General features: G+C 52.3%; 23 protein-coding genes and 1 riboswitch. Of the genes, 8 read left to right on the forward strand and 15 right to left on the reverse strand.

Translation table 11 applies throughout. The features are described from left to right. Positions 1-22 precede the first annotated feature (22 nt). On the forward strand, positions 23-514 hold the full coding sequence (locus DZC79_RS11775; RefSeq protein WP_118951781.1) for an Lrp/AsnC family transcriptional regulator: 492 nt from the start codon (positions 23-25) through the stop codon (positions 512-514). Positions 515-561: 47 nt separating this feature from the next. Next, positions 562-687, forward strand: coding sequence for a hypothetical protein (locus DZC79_RS21730; RefSeq protein WP_262607305.1), 126 nt, complete (start codon positions 562-564; stop codon positions 685-687). A 136-nt stretch (positions 688-823) separates the two neighbouring features. Here the strand turns inward: DZC79_RS21730 and DZC79_RS11780 are convergent, their stop codons facing one another. The 4 genes from DZC79_RS11780 to DZC79_RS11795 all read right to left on the reverse strand — a co-directional run bounded on the left by DZC79_RS11780 (position 824) and on the right by DZC79_RS11795 (position 3,123). Beyond that, positions 824-1,219 carry a nuclear transport factor 2 family protein gene (locus DZC79_RS11780; protein ID WP_118951782.1) on the reverse strand — a complete coding sequence of 132 codons (396 nt, stop codon included), beginning with the start codon at positions 1,217-1,219 and terminating at the stop codon, positions 824-826. 198 nt (positions 1,220-1,417) lie between these two features. Beyond that, a complete protein-coding gene (locus tag DZC79_RS11785; protein ID WP_157977090.1) occupies positions 1,418-1,984 on the reverse strand; it encodes a hypothetical protein in 567 nt (188 codons plus the stop codon). 151 nt (positions 1,985-2,135) lie between these two features. Continuing rightward, positions 2,136-2,699, reverse strand: coding sequence for a DinB family protein (locus DZC79_RS11790; RefSeq protein ID WP_118951784.1), 564 nt, complete (start codon positions 2,697-2,699; stop codon positions 2,136-2,138). A gap of 19 nt (positions 2,700-2,718) precedes the next feature. Further along, positions 2,719-3,123, reverse strand: a complete 405-nt coding sequence (locus DZC79_RS11795) for a hypothetical protein (protein ID WP_157977091.1) — start codon at positions 3,121-3,123, stop codon at positions 2,719-2,721. Between the two features lie 14 nt (positions 3,124-3,137). Between DZC79_RS11795 and DZC79_RS21225 the strand changes: the two genes are divergently transcribed. Then, positions 3,138-3,392 (forward strand): hypothetical protein, encoded by a 255-nt coding sequence (locus DZC79_RS21225; protein WP_157977092.1) that lies wholly within the window; start codon positions 3,138-3,140, stop codon positions 3,390-3,392. Here the strand turns inward: DZC79_RS21225 and DZC79_RS11800 are convergent. The 11 genes from DZC79_RS11800 to htpG all read right to left on the reverse strand — a co-directional run bounded on the left by DZC79_RS11800 (position 3,389) and on the right by htpG (position 12,030). Next, the gene (locus DZC79_RS11800; RefSeq protein ID WP_118951786.1) at positions 3,389-3,895 is read right to left on the reverse strand and encodes a DinB family protein; all 507 of its coding nucleotides are present in this window, start codon (positions 3,893-3,895) and stop codon (positions 3,389-3,391) included. The genes DZC79_RS21225 and DZC79_RS11800 overlap by 4 nt on opposite strands. Before the next feature lie 32 nt (positions 3,896-3,927). After that, complete coding sequence (locus tag DZC79_RS11805; protein WP_118951787.1) at positions 3,928-4,305, reverse strand: VOC family protein; 378 nt, start codon at positions 4,303-4,305, stop codon at positions 3,928-3,930. Between the two features lie 204 nt (positions 4,306-4,509). Then, positions 4,510-5,037: a DinB family protein gene (locus DZC79_RS11810; RefSeq protein ID WP_118951788.1), complete on the reverse strand. Its 528-nt coding sequence runs from the start codon at positions 5,035-5,037 to the stop codon at positions 4,510-4,512. A gap of 113 nt (positions 5,038-5,150) precedes the next feature. Then, positions 5,151-5,558: a thiol-disulfide oxidoreductase DCC family protein gene (locus tag DZC79_RS11815; RefSeq protein ID WP_118951789.1), complete on the reverse strand. Its 408-nt coding sequence runs from the start codon at positions 5,556-5,558 to the stop codon at positions 5,151-5,153. Positions 5,559-5,570: 12 nt separating this feature from the next. Next, a complete protein-coding gene (galE, locus tag DZC79_RS11820; RefSeq protein ID WP_118951790.1) occupies positions 5,571-6,611 on the reverse strand; it encodes a UDP-glucose 4-epimerase GalE in 1,041 nt (346 codons plus the stop codon). A gap of 90 nt (positions 6,612-6,701) precedes the next feature. Then, complete coding sequence (locus tag DZC79_RS11825) at positions 6,702-7,085, reverse strand: VOC family protein (protein ID WP_118951791.1); 384 nt, start codon at positions 7,083-7,085, stop codon at positions 6,702-6,704. A 77-nt stretch (positions 7,086-7,162) separates the two neighbouring features. Continuing rightward, complete coding sequence (locus DZC79_RS11830; protein WP_118951792.1) at positions 7,163-7,696, reverse strand: GNAT family N-acetyltransferase; 534 nt, start codon at positions 7,694-7,696, stop codon at positions 7,163-7,165. 61 nt (positions 7,697-7,757) lie between these two features. Beyond that, complete coding sequence (locus DZC79_RS11835; RefSeq protein ID WP_118951793.1) at positions 7,758-8,300, reverse strand: DinB family protein; 543 nt, start codon at positions 8,298-8,300, stop codon at positions 7,758-7,760. Positions 8,301-8,372: 72 nt separating this feature from the next. Then, the gene (locus tag DZC79_RS11840; protein ID WP_118951794.1) at positions 8,373-8,957 is read right to left on the reverse strand and encodes a Crp/Fnr family transcriptional regulator; all 585 of its coding nucleotides are present in this window, start codon (positions 8,955-8,957) and stop codon (positions 8,373-8,375) included. Positions 8,958-8,963: 6 nt separating this feature from the next. After that, positions 8,964-10,004, reverse strand: coding sequence for a nucleoid-associated protein (locus DZC79_RS11845; protein WP_118951824.1), 1,041 nt, complete (start codon positions 10,002-10,004; stop codon positions 8,964-8,966). A 130-nt stretch (positions 10,005-10,134) separates the two neighbouring features. Further along, complete coding sequence (htpG, locus tag DZC79_RS11850) at positions 10,135-12,030, reverse strand: molecular chaperone HtpG (protein ID WP_118951795.1); 1,896 nt, start codon at positions 12,028-12,030, stop codon at positions 10,135-10,137. Positions 12,031-12,422: 392 nt separating this feature from the next. Here htpG and DZC79_RS11855 point away from each other — a divergent pair, with 392 nt between their 5' ends. From DZC79_RS11855 to DZC79_RS11875, 5 genes are all read left to right on the forward strand, one after another. Then, the gene (locus DZC79_RS11855) at positions 12,423-12,926 is read left to right on the forward strand and encodes a hypothetical protein (protein WP_157977093.1); all 504 of its coding nucleotides are present in this window, start codon (positions 12,423-12,425) and stop codon (positions 12,924-12,926) included. Positions 12,927-13,256: 330 nt separating this feature from the next. Next, the gene (locus DZC79_RS11860; protein ID WP_118951797.1) at positions 13,257-13,685 is read left to right on the forward strand and encodes a MarR family winged helix-turn-helix transcriptional regulator; all 429 of its coding nucleotides are present in this window, start codon (positions 13,257-13,259) and stop codon (positions 13,683-13,685) included. A gap of 81 nt (positions 13,686-13,766) precedes the next feature. Then, positions 13,767-14,588, forward strand: a complete 822-nt coding sequence (locus DZC79_RS11865; RefSeq protein WP_118951798.1) for a universal stress protein — start codon at positions 13,767-13,769, stop codon at positions 14,586-14,588. A 305-nt stretch (positions 14,589-14,893) separates the two neighbouring features. Beyond that, positions 14,894-15,475, forward strand: coding sequence for an RNA polymerase sigma factor (locus DZC79_RS11870; protein WP_118951799.1), 582 nt, complete (start codon positions 14,894-14,896; stop codon positions 15,473-15,475). After that, positions 15,472-16,659: a hypothetical protein gene (locus tag DZC79_RS11875; RefSeq protein ID WP_118951800.1), complete on the forward strand. Its 1,188-nt coding sequence runs from the start codon at positions 15,472-15,474 to the stop codon at positions 16,657-16,659. The genes DZC79_RS11870 and DZC79_RS11875 overlap by 4 nt, the downstream gene beginning before the upstream one ends. A 248-nt stretch (positions 16,660-16,907) precedes the next feature. After that, positions 16,908-17,088: riboswitch (cobalamin riboswitch) on the forward strand. Positions 17,089-17,155 lie beyond the last annotated feature (67 nt).

Genomic DNA, 17,155 nt, shown 5'->3' on the forward strand with positions numbered 1-17,155 from the left:
CAGAACAAAACTGTATTTTATAATGGAAAAGACGGGATCAAAAGAGCAGATGCCCACCGCCCTCGATGACAAGGACCTGGCCATCCTGCGCCTGCTGCAGCAAAATGCCAGGAGCACAGTTCGGGAAATTGCGGCCAGGGTGCACCTGAGCCCTACCCCGGTCCACGAGCGGATCAAAAGAATGGAAGAAGAAGGTGTGATACGACAATACGCTGCCCTGGTCGACCATACCAAGGTGGGCAAGGGATTGATGGTGATTTGCTATGTATCGCTGAAAGAGCACAATAAGCAGTCGGGCGCACGTTTTATTAAAACCATCCAGAACCTGCACGAGGTGATCGAGTGCTACAACATCAGCGGGGAGTTCGACTTCATGCTGAAGGTAGTGGCCGGCAGCATGGATGCCTATTACGACTTCCACGTGAACAAGCTGAGCCAGGTAGAGAATATGGGCAGGCTGCAAAGCATTTTTGTAATGGGCATTATCAAGCAGACCCACCAGCTGGTGAATTGAGAATCCGTCCGGTTCCTGCTACAGGTAAGAATAGCCAGGTAGCAGCCATGCACCAAGCTTTAGCTCTGGAACAAGAGATGATCGGCCTCAGCTGGGACAAACCCGGGTACCGGCAAACGATGCTCATCGGTAAGGTACCTGATCTTATATCCATGAAGAAGAAGCGTCCTTAACCCGTTGAAACGCCCGCTGATACTGTCTCCGGACGCCTGTCCAGTCGGATAAAGCTATAAGCCTTCACATGCAGATGTATTCCATAATAAGGGCTGGTCCTCCCGTCCAGCCCTTATTTATTAACCCTCCGCCATACTAGCGCCAGAAGGCATTCTCCTGGCCGATATCCGCAGTATACACCACCGCTTCCGTAATCTTGCCTCCTTCGATGGTATAGACATCGATGTTGTCCACGTTCAGCGTTTCCCCGCTGGCTTTGCTGGCTGTCCAGCGCAAATGACAGGCGGCCTGGTTGCCGTTAACGGCCAGCACTTTTATCTCAGCCAGCGCCAGCGTATCCCCCGACAGCTCAAACATTTTACCCACCATCTGGAATACTTCAGCGGCCGATTGCCTGCGGCCCGATACGGCATTACTGCCCGGCTGCGACCATTTCATTTCCGGCAGCAGGAGCGCTGCCAGCTGTTCCATATTCATCGTTTGCACGGCATTCAGAAAAGCCCCGGTTACTTTAAGTGTTTCGTTTTCCATTGTTATGTTTTTGAAGATCTAAAAAAATGATTAACAGTGCAAAACTACTCCGGGGTAAAGGCTTCAGCCTTACCAGAACGCGCCGGCGGTTTATCCTTTTGCGACAACTGCTTATTTTTTGTATATTAAAAAAACCGGCGGCCCAAAGACCACCGGCTACACACGCTGTTTTACCATGAAAACATATATAGGAACGGCTCAAGCCGGAAAGCGCATGGGAACCTGTATCTGCCGCAACAGCTCATCGATCGCGGTATTGCAGACCGCAACGGTATTGAATCCGGTGGCCATAGCAAACAGCTCATGGTAAATATGATGCCAGCCGGCAAAGCAGCTCCTGAGAAAACCGCGGATCGCTTCATGGCCGCCGGGCGCGCTGCCCGATACCCTTATCCGGTCCTGCAGCTGCAATATCATGCAATAAAAAACGAGGTCGCCGTTGGCATGGCGTTTAATAACAATGCCTTTTTCGTTGGCCAGCGCCACCACGGTATCCTGCTTCAGCAGGTCGCTGATGAGCAGCCGCCTGCCGCTGCCTTTCCTGATCACCGCCTGTATCATCGTATAGTCGGGATGCGCAGGCGCACCGGGATGCAGCAGGGATTGATATACCTGTACCGGGGTGCTGGCAGAGGCTTCGCCCATAGCGCGTGCATTCTTGTCGAACAGCTTCAGGCTGCCGGCGGATGGCGCTACCGGCGCCGGAAGGCCGGACAAGGTGTTCCGGGTTCCTCTGATAGTTGGCTGATCGTATATAGAGGACATAATGGGGGACATTTTGTAATTATTTGATTTGACGATACAAAAATACCCCGCTTACCATCCGGCGGAAAGGCTCTTTAGGCAGATACCGCAGGCGGAACGGTGAACGCTCTTTTTATTGCGGTAAACGGTTCGCCCCGAATGCCGGCGCCTGTCAGAAGAGTACCGGCGGGTGAAACAGGAAAGAAAGGAACCGGTATTGCTTCTGCTCGGCAATGCCATAGATATGCAGCAGTTGCCGTTGATGGCGCCGGTAGTGAAAGCAGACAAAATGCAACAGCTCGAGCCGGGTGATCGCGCCAAAGGCACGATGCGATACAATTTCCTCAAAGCTGCGCTGTGCCATAGTTTCCGCCAGGTCAGCAAACGAAAGGTCCAGTGCTGCGATCAGGCTGTCCTGCTCATATTTCTGTCTGCGCGGCCGTATGGCTTCCGCAGCGGGTAAGCGCGTGGAAAAATCAAGAAAGATGCCGGCCAGCTCCGGCACCCTTGCCGCAGCATCGCGACCGGCGGGCGCTCCCGGCTGTTCCAGCGCAGCGGCCACCGATTGGTTCGACAATAAAATGTGATCGGCCAGCTGCCCCGCGGTCCAGCTGTCTTTGAAAGGCTTTGTATTAAAACCTTTTTCGCTAAAAGCCAGCAATACCTGCTGCCATTCCCTTGCAGCATCCCTGAGCGCAGAAAGGACCTGCACGTCATCGTAAACATTCGTATTCATAACAGATCGGGTTTATAGGTTATTCTTTTTCCAGCACTATGCTCATCAGGTGATGCCAATGGTCGCCGGTGCGCTGCTCCCAGTCCCCGGATAAAGTACGGCCTTCGTTGCTGAAGCTGCCGCGGAAGCGCAATGCGGCTCCCCGGAAGCGCCATATGCCTGATTCACAGCTGGCCTGCATTTCTTCAACATTGCCCTGGTTATCGAAAGCCTGCATGAAGTAAAGTCCGCTTGTTTTGTCAACGCCGATGATCTCGAGCGCATACACCGGTTCGTCTCCTATCCGCACATTGACCCTGTGTTCCAGGAAATGGCGCCCGGGCAGCCATTCATAAACATCGCTGCCGGAGAGTTCCAGCATTTCGCCATGAGAATCTTTCACCCGGCCGGAGGTACGCCAGCGGCCGACAAAGGCGTTCAGCAAAGCATGCGCTGCAGATGGATATTGCGCGGCAATGCCATAGTCTTCGTTTAACGGTCAGTGTATTTATCCCTTGTGGTACTGCAGGTCAGGTTGACCGTAGTACCCGTCAATGCCGCAGCTCGGCCGGAAGCCAGGAACACCGCGGCTTCCGCAATATGCTGCATCAGCGGCAGCCTGCGCAGCATGGTATCGTCAACCAGCCTTTGCAGGGCAGCAACGACAGCCTCACCGCTTTCCTGTACAGCGTTTACTGTATGGAGCTGTCTTAATCGTATTTCATAGGAGGATAATGCAGCAGCCGGCGCCAGAGCCCCAGCTGACCTATGCAATAGGATTCCCGATCGGTGCAGAACAGCATAGTGTCCCGCAGGGTATACGGTCCGCCCGGCATTTCAAAAGGATCGGGTCCGTTCAGCTGCTCTTCGCTCAATCCGGCAAGGATATCCCGCAGCACCGGCGAAATGATCTTCCAATCTTTACGGAGCTCGTCCAGGGAAGGATAAGCTGCGCCGTCTTTGATCCCCTGGTGGTCCCGGAACAAGGCGTCTGAGGTTTGTACCAGCTCGCTGTTACCGATAAGCCGGGCCAGGAAGAAACGTTCCTGTACCAGGCTGCCGGCCAGCCAGGCCATGTGATTGGCAGGCGTATCCATTCTTTTTTGCGCATCGGCATCCGAAATACCATCAAGCACATTATGGAAGTAGCGGGTATGGGCGTCGTAAAGGAGCAAAGCAGCCTGTACGGCCGCGCTCACGGCTGTTGTAATTGACATTGTTGATCGTTTTATTGTGAGAGAATAAAAATTTACCAGGTCTGAATCACGGAAAGAATATTGCCTGCAGGATCCTTAAACCAGGCCTGCGCCACCTGCATCTCTTCAGAACGCATAATATTGTTCTCGTCCGTGTTCAGGTAAGGATAGCTTTCAAATACGACGCCGGCCTGCTTTAGTCCGGCAACAGCCTGCTGCACGTCTTTTACCTCGAAATTGAGTATGGTAAAGGTTGCCGGCTGATGGTCGGGCTTAGGGTAGACCAGTATTTTGCCGGCGCCGTCCAGGTGGAGCTGGAGCATCCCATGGTCTTCCGTTACTTTAATCTTCAGGCGGTCGGCATAAAATGCCTTTGCCGCAGCAATATCATCGGTGGAGAAGCTGCTGAATGCAGCGGTATTCTGTAGCATAGTCTGTCGTTGAGCTCGGTTAAACAATCGGCCGGCGTCAACGCAGATGATCATTGAACCCACCGGCGCCGGTAATGCCGGCATTTATTGGTAGTGTAAAGTTAGCCGACATTATCAGGAACGACAGGGGGTGTATCAGTCAAATCGCGGGGTGATTTGCGACATTACGAAAGCTTTAGCATTGGCGGCTGCAGCCGCCTGCCATCAGGCCTTTCCGTAAATGTTGTAATAGTTATAATCGGTCATGGGCGCATCGGTAAAGCCCAGGTTCCGGCCTATGGTGATCACCTGCCCGCGGTGATAAGTACCGTGGTTCACGCATTGGATCAGGTACTCGAAGTTGTTGAAGTTGCATTCAAACCAGGGACTGGTCACCAGGGTCTTATCCTGCAGGTCTTCTTCATTCATGTCCCGCACATAACCGGCCATTGCTTCTGAATGATCCAGCAAGGCCTGGAATGCCTCTTCCGCGGTGCATTCATCAGCAAAAGGCTGGAACTCCGTTTTGCTGATTACCGAAAACCAGTACTGTTGTGTCTGCAGGATGTGCACTAATGTCCGCCTGATGGTAGGAAAGCTGGAAGGCACTTCAGCTTCCATTAAAGAAGCCTCTTTTGTTCTCAGCCAGTTGACCAGGGTGGTATTGGCCCAGAGATTATAGGCGGCAAAATTTTTCATCGCGTAAGCGATCGCATTTTCCTGCAGGGCTGCAGTGGATTGTTCAGGGATCATATCATTGGCTTTTGATGATACCACAAAGTAACAATCTCTTACTGACAACCCTATGGCAGTGCCGGGAAAAGAAGAAAACATTTTCTTAAAAAAGCGGAAAACATGAGGCCAATCTACAGAAAACGATCTCTGAGCTCCGGCGCCGGCAACCAGCATTCCTCCTTGCGCCCCCACCAGCGGTAACGGTTCCGGGCGATCCATCGGTATAAAGGATCGCGCAGCCACGCCGGCAGCAGGATGAGGGGATAAAGCAAGCGGTACCAGCCGCGCAGCTTACCGGCAATGCGAAGAGCTGCCGATGAATATTGCCAGGCCTTCCCGTCCATGATCAGCACCAGGCTTTCCGGCGATTGCTTTATGGGAATGCCGTATGCTTCCAGGAGCGCCTGCCCCTGTTCCGATTGCAAAGATGTAAAGCGAAAAATGGCGCCGGGGTCATGACGGATAATCAGCTGGACAGCAGCGCTGCAAAGGTTACAGACGCCGTCAAAGAGCACGATCGCTTTCCCCGGCTGTTGCATGAATGCCTTCTTTTAGTTGAACATGATCTTCTGCGCCGTCCTGGCCAGCTGCTGCTCCCATTTCCAGGCGGTATCCATCATGGCATCCATATCGTAGGTGATATCCCAGCCCAACGCTGCACGCGCTTTTGCATTGTCGGCATATACAGCCACAACATCTCCTTCGCGGCGGGCGCCGATCTTATAGCTGAGCTTGCAGCCCGAAACCCGCTCGAAAGCGGCGATCAGCTCCAGCACGCTCACGCCGGCGCCGGTACCCAGGTTAAAGATCTCGCAGTCGGAGGCCAGGATATCGGCAAACGACGCAGACATCGCCAGGGTATGGGCATGAGCGACATCCATGACATGAATATAATCCCGGATACAGGAACCATCGCGGGTATCATAGTTATTGCCGAATACGGTCATGCTGTTGCGCTTGCCGATAGCAGTTTGTGTAATTACGGGCACCAGGTTTTCCGGCGTTTCATTCAGCTCGCCGATCAGCGACGTCGGATGCGCCCCAACCGGGTTGAAGTACCGGAGCAGGATCACCTTGAATCCCGGATTGGCTTTTACAAAATCGGCACAGATCTCCTCGCCCATTTGCTTGGTACGGGCATAGGGCGACTGGGCTTCCTTCATCGGCTCCAGCTCCGTAACCGGCAGGGTTTCGGCATTGCCGTATACCGAACAGGAAGAAGAGAATACGAAATTATCGACATCAAACTCCCGCGCACACTGCAGGATATTCAGCAGGGAGGTAAGGTTGTTCCGGAAATATTCCAGGGGCTTGTTTACCGACTCACCAACCGATTTATACGCAGCAAAATGAATAATACCGGCAATATCCTGGTTTTCCTCGAATACGGCTCTTACATCTTCCAGGTGGCAGAGATCCACCATATAGTTCTTCACAGGCTTTCCTACGATTTCCCCAACGCCATTCATCGTCTGCTGGAACCCACGGGAAAGATTATCAATGGAAATGACCTCGTAACCATTAGCGATTAAGTCTACGATAGTGTGGCTGCCTATGTAGCCGCAACCTCCGGTAACCAGTATTTTCTTCATATCAATCGGCGCATTTGAACGTCAAAGATACGTTGATCCGGTCAATTAAAATGCTTTCTCCGCCACAGTACCGGCTACCACGGCTACTGGTTACGGGGCTATAGGACTGGTGATCCACCAGGTCACCCCTGCGGGATCTTTCACACCGCAGGTACGGCCATAGGACTGGTCGGAAAGCGGCATTATGACAGTGGCGCCGGCCTGCTGCGCTTTTTCAAAAGAGGTGTCGGCATCGGTCACATTGATGAATAAGCCGGCGGCTTCGGCTTTCCATTGTTCCGTCGCATCGGCGCACATGACCGTGCTGTTCCCTATCCGGAGCTGGGCGTGCATTACCCGCGCCTTCTCTTCGGGCCGGCGTTCTTCAAGCTCCGTTTCTGCGCCGAACACTTCCCGGGCGAATTCGATAAAACGGGCCGCCCCATTGAGGATCAGGTAGGGCGTTACGGTTTGGGTATCTCGTGTATTGCTCATTGCTTTGCTTTTAAGAATAACACAAGCGATGCGCCAACGGTTGCAAAAAAAATAAAAACATTCCCGGCCACCGCCCGTTAGCTTAAAACGACTCTCATCAGGATATCGGTTTGCCGGTCGTCGCCCAGGTAAAACAGATGCGTATCGAAAGGCTCGAGCCCAAGCTTGCGGTAAAAGGCGATCGCCGCCTCGTTGTGTTCCCATACACCCAGCCATACCACGCTGCAGCCCTGCGTTTTAGCCAGTGCAAAAGCCTTGTCCATCAGCAATCTCCCGATACCCAGGCCTTTGTAGCTTTTGTCGACGTAGATACGCTCCACTTCGAGGCTGTCCTCCCCCAGCGGTTCTGTTTGCGCCGCACCGGTATTGACTTTCAGGTAACCGGCTACCAGCTCATTGACCAAGGCGAAAAAGAAAACGGAACCGGGCGTTGACAGCTCCCGCTGCAGGCGGTCCATAGTCATATGCTGGTCCAGGTAACGCTGCATGTTCTCCCGCGTATTGCTGGCGGCAAAGGTTTCTGTAAAGGTGCTGACACTGATCTCGCAAAGGGCTTCCAGCTCATCGGGATGGACCTCGCGCAAAACAATACCGGCGGCAGTAGCAGACATAAGAGAAAGATTGATCTTCCCTGTAAAGATAGTGCATTCCCGCTGTCACCTTGGAGACAAGCTATTTCAGCAGCCTTAAGGCCTGCTGCATATGCCGTTCATTGTGAGCCACCAGGAACCGGAAAACATCGCCCAGCTTCAGCCTGATCCAGCGGGCGATGGAAATGGGGATACGTACTTTGTCCATATCGGCCGCTCCGGCCTGTCGCAGGTAAGCCAGCAAGGTCTCCTGCTGCTCGATGAAGGTGGCGATCACGGCTACGGCATCCAAATCAGGCGCCGGGCGATGGTCCTTCGGCGCTTTGTATTTTTTCGCACCCGGCTCCATCATACGGGTAAAATAATTGCCAAGCCAGGTGCTGGTAAAGGTATCTGCCGTAACAGGCCTTGCACGGCTTAATCCTTTTTCAATTTCCGGGAGATAGTAGCGGCCGTAGCTGTTCAGGTGCTCGAGGCATTGGGCAATGCTCCAGCCGCCATCGGGGGCAGGTTGCAGCAACTGCTCCGGTTTCAGGTTCTGCAGCCGTGCGGTGGTAATCTGCAAATGTTGTTCCACGCGCTGTTCCAGGCTATGCAGCAAATCGGATTTCAGGATCGGTTTCATAAGCGTTTTGTACAATACAGGGCAAAAGTCGCACGCCGCGCTTTGTACATTCTTGGTAAAAACCAAGATTTTTCAGATACGAATGCTGTTGAGCAGCTTGCTGAAATTGGAGGGATCGATGCCCAGGTAATTGGCAAGGTACTTATGCGGTACCAGCTGAAGAATGTGCGGGCTGCGTTCCAGCAGCTTCCTGAACTTATCAGCAGAGGAATAACATTGCACTTCTGCCAGCCGCTCCAGCAGGCCCGATAACGCGCCCACCAGGCCGGTGCGGACCATAGCAGCTACCGTAATGCTCGATTCCATCAGCTGCGCCACATCCCTGTACGAAGCCCGGAGAAAGGAAGAAGCGGTAAGCGTTTCATAAGCATAGCGGGAAGGGCGCTGCAACATCATGGCATCGAGCACACCGCCGAAAGAAGGTGCATAGGTAAAGACAAGCGTTGCTTCCCTGCCCTCGTCGTCGAAATAATAGACGCGCTGTACCCCTTCCGTCACGAAATACAGGTAAGGCTCCGGGCCGCCGATCCTTGTCAGCACCTCTTTACGACCGGCGCGAAAGGGTTGCCATATGCCGGAGAAGGCTTCCCAGTCCTTTGGAGGAAGGGGAAAAACCGCATCCGTAAATGCTTTCAGCCGAACCAGGTCTTCTTCCATAAGGGATCAGGATTCTTCCTCGAAATAGATCTTATAAAACTTACGACCGTCATCGTCCATACCCTGCTCGATCAGGTCGCGGTCGCCATGAATGTAGATATGAAAGTTCTTATCGAGCTTCAGCACGCTCTTGAATATCCGCTCCTGCTTCTTAACTGCCATGGGCGAGATGTCAAAGCGATCGGAGAGCTGCAGATCATGGTCCTGCCGGTAATGCTCATCGTAAGTATTGAACGACTGAATAATGCCTTTATCCTGGAATACCGTCTCCACAAATTCGTCCTTATCGAAAGTGTCGTTATGCTTGAAGTAATTAACGGAGCGGTTGAGAAAGTCGATCTGGTCGGCTTTCGACACTTCAAAGTCTTCCGTCAGCTGCTTGGTCACATAGTTCCTGGCGATGCTGAGAAAGTCTTTTGTATTGTGGTAGTCGTTGCTGATGGGCGTAATGCTGAGGAAATTATCTTTCCAGTATTGCGCATCGCCCGAGCGCTGCGCGTCGATCATGCAGAGGCGGTAGCCTTCCCCTCGCTCATCGTCGAAAATGAGGCAGCCTTTTTCCAGCTTGTTCACATTGATGCCATCTTCGTGACGGATCTTAAAATCTTCGCTGGTGGCGTCGATCTTGAGAAAAGTATCTTTATTCTCCGACTTGAAGATACCGATCGCGCGCGCGGTACGCTCTTCCATCACCAGGTCGGTAAAATAGCAGACGCACAGCTCGCCCGCGCCTACCTTGGGATGTACCGATTGCTCGTACAAGTGCTTGGCGATCTCTATCGATTGCTGGTGCAGGGTTTCAGGCCGGTCGAAGATCTTTGTCACATAGGTATACACCTCGTTCAGCGAAAGATCGGTAGGATGGCTGAAACGGTACAGCTCGCTGGTATTGAAGGGGTGAATGAAATACTTCAGCAGGACAGTGGGCGTGTATTCGTCTTCAAACTGCACCGGCTCCTTCGACAGATGCATCCCGTCATCGGTAAGCTTATTGCCCACCTTATGCACGGCAATGCTTTTGATACCGGCGTTTTCGTAATCAATCATGTGCGGAAAATAGAAATAGAACGGCTGCAAAAATAGCGCAAAAACACACGTCATCATATGCTGCACGGATACAAAAAAGCTGCCCGGAACCAACATCCGGGCAGCTTTGTATTTCTTCGCGGAGACCGGCTTAAGCGCCGATCAGCGCTACGCTGCGGTTCACAAAATCGGTAAGATCGGCGCCGGTAAGCATTCCCTGCGACAGCAGGGCCAGGTCGAAGGCCTGGCGCGCCAGGCGGCTCTGCGTTTCGCTGTCCTTTTCTTCCAGCATCCGGCGGATCAGCTTATGGTTGCCGTTCACCGATACTTTATAGTTATCGGGAAGATTGCCGTAAAAGCCCATCATACCACCACCGCCCGTACGGGCCATATCTTTCATCCGGCGCATGAACTCGTCCATGGTTACGGTTACCGGCAGCTCTTCCGGATGCAGACCGGTCACTTCCACGTTCATGGTCGTCTTATTGATCGCTTTTTCAAACAGCTCTTTCACCAGCTTGCTCTGGTCTTCGCTCAGCACGCTTTCGATCTTTTCGTCTTTGGCGATCAGGTTATCGACCACGTCGGCATCGACACGCTTCAGCGAGGTCTTTTCCAGCTTCTGCTCCAGCTGTGCAATGAAGTGTGTATCGATAGGCGAATTCATTTCCAGCACATCATAGCCTTTCTTTTCTGCCGTATGGATAAAGGTATGCTGCTTGCCGGTATCATTGCTGTACAGGTACACAACAGTATCGTTCTTATCGGTCTGCAGTCCCTGCACTTTCTCTTTATATTCAGGAAGCGTAAAGAATTCTTTCTTTACATTCTGCAGCAGCACGAAGTCCTTAGCACGGTCGTAGAATTTCTCTTCGGTGATCATGCCGTATTTCACGAACAGGCCGATGTCGATCCATTTTTCTTCATAGCCCTTACGATCCGCCTTGAACAGCTCGTTCAGCTTATCGGCCACTTTTTTGGTGATATAGTTGTTGATCTTTTTTACATTGCCGTCGGCCTGGAGGAAGCTCCTGGACACGTTCAGCGGGATATCGGGGCTATCGATCACACCATGCAGCAGCATCAGGAATTCGGGAACAATGTCTTTCACTTCGTCGGTAATGAACACCTGGCGGCTGAACAGCTTGATCTTGTTGCGCTGCAGCTCAAAGTCGTTCTTCACTTTGGGGAAGTACAGCACGCCGGTCAGGTTGAAGGGATAATCGACATTGAGGTGGATCCAGAACAGCGGCGCCTCCGACATGGGATACAGCTCGCGGTAGAAGTCCAGGTAATCTTCATCTTTCAGCTCGGAAGGGGCCTTGGTCCAGATGGGCGCCGTGTTGTTGATAATATCGTCGACCTCGATCTCTTTGAATTTAGGCTTGCCTTCTTCATCTTCGCCATCCGGCTCTCTTTCCGTCCGGGTGCCGAACTTGATCGGTACGGGCAGGAAGCGGCAATATTTATCAAGAATGCTCCGCAAGCGGTACTCGTCCAGGAATTCTTCCGCCTCTTCGTTGAGGTGCAGAATGATATCGGTTCCCCTTTCGGTACGGTCGCCATCGGTGATCTCGAATTCGGTGCTGCCGTCGCAGATCCAGCGGGCCGGCTGCGCCCCTTCCTGATAAGAGAGCGTATTGATCTCTACCTTGTGAGACACCATGAAAGCGGAATAGAAGCCCAGACCGAATTTACCGATGATCTCATTGGCATCTTTGGCTTCCTTGAACTTTTCCATAAACTCGGTAGCACCGGAAAAGGCCACCTGGTTGATGTATTTCTTGATCTCCTCGGAGGTCATACCGATACCACGATCGCTGATCGTAATCGTCTTCTGGTCTTTATCCAGCTTCACTTCTACCATCAGCTCACCGGTTTCGCCCTTAAACTCGCCCAGCGAAGCCAGGCGCTTCAACTTCTGGGTAGCATCGACGGCGTTGGATACCAGCTCACGAAGAAAAATCTCGTTGTCGGAGTATAAAAACTTTTTAATGATCGGAAAAATGTTTTCCGTGTGTATGGATATATTTCCTTTTTCCTGCATAAGGCTTATGTTTTAAGGAGTGATTGTCGTTGTAGCAAGAACAAAGGTTATTCCAAAGGCCGGGCAATTGCCAAATTGACATTTTCTATACTTTTTGTGGAACCAGAGTGCTTTTTTTTCAGCATCTGCTCCCCTTTGCCTGACAATTCTGCCCGTTGCTTGCATGTTTACAGTGTTTTAAACTTTAAATCAAGATAAATACCAAAAAAGCTTTGACCCTTACCTATGGCCAAAACCTGAAGAGATGAAAATCTATGTTCCATTTTGCGAAACATTGTCTCTAAACCCGGTCTTACTGGTCTGCAATGACGACACTATCCTTAGCAAATCATTAACCCGGTGCATTAAACGAAAATGCTCGCTGCTGATCAAAGAAATAAAACAGGAACATTATGAAAAAGGTAATGATAGCGCTCCTGCTTCTGGGAGCAACAGCGATGACCAGGGAAGCCACAGCACAGATCAGCGTCAACATCAACATAGGCAGCCAGCCGGCCTGGGGCCCTACCGGCTACGATTATGCCGGTTACTATTATCTTCCCGATATCAACTGCTATTACGATATCGGCAGGGGCCAGTTCATCTATCCCAACGGCAGCCGCTGGGTATATGCCCGCAACCTGCCCGGAAGATACCGGAACGTCAACCTTTACAATACTTATAAGGTAGTGATCAACCGGCCCAGCCCCTTCCGCAACAACCGCGACGACATCAACCGCTATGCACGGTATAAGGGCGTACACAGCCAGCCGGTGATCCGCGATAGCCGCGACAGCCGCTACTATGCCAGCAAGGGTCACCCGATGCACCAGCAATGGGAAAAGGATCATGGACGCGTGGACGCAGGTCCCAGGGGCGACCGGGGTAACCGCGGCAATCATTATGGACGTCGTTAAGATAAAGAATATTACAGGGCTGATCGTGTGGGATAGAGGTGTGAAAAGGGAGCCGTCCGGGAGGGCGGCTCTTTTATTGCGACTGATTGTACGATTAATGTGACACTGCGCCGCAACGCGCATGTATAAAACAGACTTTGCGAATTACTACAAACATTTGGTCTCTAAGGGACCCGTCCACCTCTGATACTTTGCGAAACTTTGCAGTTACCTCCGCGAGCTTTGCGGTTATTTTTTCTTTACGAAAAATGCCAGGATATTGAGAAAATTGTCGACAAAAAGGTAAAGATGTAAACGATTTAATACTTAACTTTGGTATAGTAATCTGGTATGGACCTGATCTCGAAATTCACGAAGGAAATCACCCTGGTCAACCTGGCGTTCAAGCAATTCCTGCAGGCCAAGCTGAGGGAGAACAACATCGATCTTACGTTTGAGATGATGCAGATCCTGTATTGCCTCTGGAACAAGGACGGCATCAACCAGCAGGAGATCGCCAACATCACGGCCAAGGATAAGGCCAGCGTGACCTATGTGCTGGACAACCTGGTCAAACGCGACCTGGTCTATCGCCAGGAAGGCGTGGACCGGCGCAACAAGATCATCTACCTGACACCCGGGGGCAAAGCCATGAAGAAAAAGGTACAGCCCTGGATACGCGCGCTGAACCATACGGCTAAGCAGAATGTAGCTGTGGAGCAGCTGGAAGACCTGATCGGTGTGATGACGCGTATCAGGAAAAACCTGAACGTCACCTGATTTTTTTTGCTTTATTAGTTTAGCTCTATACTGTTTACTATTTGATCATATTTTCCGATTACCTTTCAAATTCCCGGTTGTATGAAACCCGAAATACTGGTGTTTACCGCCTTTACCGAAACCTCCCGCAACGCTCTGGAATATGCCTGCGCTATGGCAAAAGACAGGGATTATTCCCTGGTGCTGACCCACACTTATGATCCGCCGCTCAATTATGCCGCCGATGCCCTGGCTTTTTCCAGCATTCACTCCAGCATGGAGCATACCGAAGACAGGCTGCAAGCCGAAGCCGACTGGGCCAGGGAGCAGTTTCCCGACCTGCAGCTTGTTCATAAGCTCACCTTCGGTAAACCTGCCGATTGCATGAATGAGCTGCTGGGCGAGTACCGCATCGATTTCCTGATCGTAGGCGCACCACAGAGCAACGGCGAATTCTGGGGCTGGAACGATGAGTTTGTCGACACCATTAATCAGTTGCCGATACCGGTGCTCATTATTCCCCGTTCGGTGCGTTACCAGCAGATTGCCCATATCGGCTTCGCCAGCGACTACGCCAAGCCCCTGCTGCCGCAGCAGCTGGACTTTATGAAGCGGGTGCTCGACGCAGGCCCTGCACAACTGCATATTATCCATGTCAGCGTACCCGATAAAAAGAACGATCTGAAAAGGCAGGAGCACCGCAATATGCTGGAAGGTATGCTACAGGATTACCAGCCTGTTTATGCCTCTATTGAGAATACCGACGTGGTGGCCACCATTATCCGGTACATCCGCGCCCACGACATACAGCTGCTGATCGTGATCCCGCACCGCCACGGCATCTGGTACAGTATCTTTAACCAGGTGCACAGCCGCAGGCTCACCCGGATCAACCATCTTCCCATCCTCGCTCTGCCCGATTAATCATGCCGGTCCGCAGCGACCGGTCACAACATATAGCAACAGAAAAATTTTATGGGGCTCTAAGATTTGCCTTGCTCCTGCCGTCATATAGGTAGGAGTAAAGGCAGATCCATGAAAGCGTGGTAGCACAGCCCCGGCCGACCCTGCCTTTACTGCCTGTCACCAAATAGCGGCTTTTCAGCCTCCCCGGGTGGCCCGGTACCAGTTGCGGCTGGCGCAATTTATGTATTTTGTACCGTCAGTGACTGTAAACAGCATCTCTGAAGGAGAGAACGTAAACACCCAAAAGCGGGACTCCACGCTTAATGGCATTAGACGAGCAGAGGCTACATATCGTTATTGAGGGCTGTGTCCGGGGAGATGCCGGGATGCAGAAGGAGCTCTATTATGCCTGTTACAGTGACCTGATGAAAGTCGCGATCCGCTATGCCGGCAACCGTGAAGACGCTGAACAATGGGTGCACGACGGCTTTTTGAAGATTTTCGACCATCTCGGCAAATTCCGCTTCGAGGGCTCTTTCGAGGGATGGACCCGTAAGATCATGACCAGGGTATGCATCGACCAGCTGCGCAGCAGCAATACCCTGAAGTTTGAGATAGATCAGCACACGGTCTACAGCAATTATGAACATCCTGCACACGAAGGCTTCACCGATAATGAGGTTTTACAGAAATTTTCGGCCCGTGACGTACTCCACCTGCTCAATATATTACCGGAAAAGCAAAAGGTAGTATTCAACCTCCATGTTTTCGAGGGATACAACCATAAAGAGATTGCAGCGCTGCTGCAGATTACGGAAAATCATTCTTACTGGCTGCTGCACCAGGCCCGGAAAACCTTACGGGAAAAATGCGGCAACCTAACATCTAATCAAACAAGCGTATGAACACCAGTGAACTGGAACAGCGGATGAGGGAAGCGATGGCGGAGCAGGAATATGCTCCTCCCGCGGTGGCCTGGGAGCAACTGAAGCAGGAGCTTCATCCGCCGGCAGCTGCTTCTAAAGCTGTATTCCTGTTCCCGGCCTGGAAAGCCGCCGCAGCGGTGGCGCTGGTGCTGGGCACTGCCTTTACTATTTACTTCCTGCAGCCCCGGAACCGGGAACAAGCGCCGGAGATCGCCGGGAAGCCGGCTGCCGTACCTGCTGCTCCTGCAACTACGCGGAACGTTGCCGCGGCTCCTTCAACAGTACCGGGAACAGTATCCTCTAAACAGGAACCAACACCTTCCGGACCTACGCCGGTATCACCGCCAGCTAGTCCTATTCAAAAGCAGGAAGGGCATACCGCCACCAACCCTCCAGTTGCAGCGGTACCTGCAGCGCAACAACCCTCCGGCCGGCCGGAGCAGCCCATGGAGACTACCGCGCCGGCAGCACCGCACAAGCAACAGGCAGATCGCAGGAGTACAGCTGCAGGTATAAATCAATTATACCCGGCTTATGCTATGGAACCCGACCGGGCCAGGGAAGGAAAGCTTAACCTGGGTATCGCCGCCAATGTAGGCAAACCCAGCCTCGGCAATTTCCAGTATAATGTCGGGGTGGTGGCCCGCAGACAATTGGGCGACCGGTTCTTTGCCGAAGCCACGGTGGCCCTGGCCTCCACCCAGGTCAATTATTCGGAACGGATCGTATCGAGCGACAAGTCGGGAGGAGGCCTGGGCAGCAGCGATGGCGGCTTTACCGGTATCGGGAAAATAAACAGCACGGATGCCCGCTATGTGAACAACATCCTGGCTGTTGGTATCGCGCCGGCTTTCGGTGTAAAAGCGACCCGCGACCTTTCGGTTTCTGTAGGCGGCGACCTGTACAAAAGCCTGAACCGCACCCTGGACCTGCAGCAGGACCCTGGCCAGCTGGACAAGGCCGGCTACAGCAATGTCGCTACCGATAAAAATGTAAGCGACTGGGATGCGGGCGTCAAGGCCCAGGTGGATTACCGCGTATGGCAAAAGCTTTCGCTCAACATGCAATACCGCCAGGGCCTCACCCGGTTTATCCTGGTCGACGGCAAGCCCATTACCAATTCTACTTTCAATATCGGTATGAAATATTATATCGGCCGTTAAAAAGCCGGGGGCAGTTCTGTCCGGCTGCGGCGCGGCGGGCACTATCCTGACAAGCTGCTATCAAATCAAAGGAAGCGTAAAAGGACCGTTCTAGATCCGGGGGAACACGGATAGAGCAGCACCGCATATGGTATTCTTCATGGTATGGTAAGGCGAACGCACAGATCAAAGCCATGCCGGTTATCGTGAAAAAGAAAGCCTTCATTTGCCCAAGATAACCTTTTTACATGGGCCTCACCATTTCTTCTTACCTTCGCGGCGCTTTTGGTTTCTTCGATTGAAGAATTAAAAGGGAACCCCGTGCAAACCGGGGGCTGTTCCCGCAACTGTAAAGCCTGTAAACGCATTTCAAAAAGCCACTGTCTGCAAGATGGGAAGGCGAAATGTAATAGGCTGAGCCAGGAGACCTGCCAGCAAGCATATTGTATTTGGTTTTCGGAGAAAAAACGTAAATGCAGCTGCTTCCTTCCCGGTAGTTTCCTGCAATTCATTTTCC

This window comes from Taibaiella helva (assembly GCF_003545695.1).
Taxonomy (GTDB): Bacteria; Bacteroidota; Bacteroidia; order Chitinophagales; family Chitinophagaceae; genus Taibaiella; species Taibaiella helva.

Coding starts and splice junctions, on each gene's coding strand:
- DZC79_RS21730 (WP_262607305.1), top strand. CDS start 562: ATGCACCAAGCTTTAGCTCTGGAACAAGAGATGATCGGCCTCAGCTGG.
- DZC79_RS11865 (WP_118951798.1), top strand. CDS start 13,767: ATGAAACCCGAAATACTGGTGTTTACCGCCTTTACCGAAACCTCCCGC.
- DZC79_RS11805 (WP_118951787.1), bottom strand. CDS start 4,305: ATGCTACAGAATACCGCTGCATTCAGCAGCTTCTCCACCGATGATATT.
- DZC79_RS11875 (WP_118951800.1), top strand. CDS start 15,472: ATGAACACCAGTGAACTGGAACAGCGGATGAGGGAAGCGATGGCGGAG.
- DZC79_RS11780 (WP_118951782.1), bottom strand. CDS start 1,219: ATGGAAAACGAAACACTTAAAGTAACCGGGGCTTTTCTGAATGCCGTG.
- DZC79_RS11785 (WP_157977090.1), bottom strand. CDS start 1,984: ATGTCCTCTATATACGATCAGCCAACTATCAGAGGAACCCGGAACACC.
- DZC79_RS11800 (WP_118951786.1), bottom strand. CDS start 3,895: ATGTCAATTACAACAGCCGTGAGCGCGGCCGTACAGGCTGCTTTGCTC.
- DZC79_RS11810 (WP_118951788.1), bottom strand. CDS start 5,037: ATGATCCCTGAACAATCCACTGCAGCCCTGCAGGAAAATGCGATCGCT.
- htpG (WP_118951795.1), bottom strand. CDS start 12,030: ATGCAGGAAAAAGGAAATATATCCATACACACGGAAAACATTTTTCCG.
- DZC79_RS11840 (WP_118951794.1), bottom strand. CDS start 8,957: ATGGAAGAAGACCTGGTTCGGCTGAAAGCATTTACGGATGCGGTTTTT.
- DZC79_RS11815 (WP_118951789.1), bottom strand. CDS start 5,558: ATGCAACAGCCGGGGAAAGCGATCGTGCTCTTTGACGGCGTCTGTAAC.
- DZC79_RS11860 (WP_118951797.1), top strand. CDS start 13,257: ATGGACCTGATCTCGAAATTCACGAAGGAAATCACCCTGGTCAACCTG.
- DZC79_RS11855 (WP_157977093.1), top strand. CDS start 12,423: ATGAAAAAGGTAATGATAGCGCTCCTGCTTCTGGGAGCAACAGCGATG.
- DZC79_RS11830 (WP_118951792.1), bottom strand. CDS start 7,696: ATGTCTGCTACTGCCGCCGGTATTGTTTTGCGCGAGGTCCATCCCGAT.
- DZC79_RS11825 (WP_118951791.1), bottom strand. CDS start 7,085: ATGAGCAATACACGAGATACCCAAACCGTAACGCCCTACCTGATCCTC.
- DZC79_RS11870 (WP_118951799.1), top strand. CDS start 14,894: ATGGCATTAGACGAGCAGAGGCTACATATCGTTATTGAGGGCTGTGTC.
- galE (WP_118951790.1), bottom strand. CDS start 6,611: ATGAAGAAAATACTGGTTACCGGAGGTTGCGGCTACATAGGCAGCCAC.
- DZC79_RS21225 (WP_157977092.1), top strand. CDS start 3,138: ATGGATATTGCGCGGCAATGCCATAGTCTTCGTTTAACGGTCAGTGTA.
- DZC79_RS11790 (WP_118951784.1), bottom strand. CDS start 2,699: ATGAATACGAATGTTTACGATGACGTGCAGGTCCTTTCTGCGCTCAGG.
- DZC79_RS11835 (WP_118951793.1), bottom strand. CDS start 8,300: ATGAAACCGATCCTGAAATCCGATTTGCTGCATAGCCTGGAACAGCGC.
- DZC79_RS11775 (WP_118951781.1), top strand. CDS start 23: ATGGAAAAGACGGGATCAAAAGAGCAGATGCCCACCGCCCTCGATGAC.
- DZC79_RS11845 (WP_118951824.1), bottom strand. CDS start 10,004: ATGATTGATTACGAAAACGCCGGTATCAAAAGCATTGCCGTGCATAAG.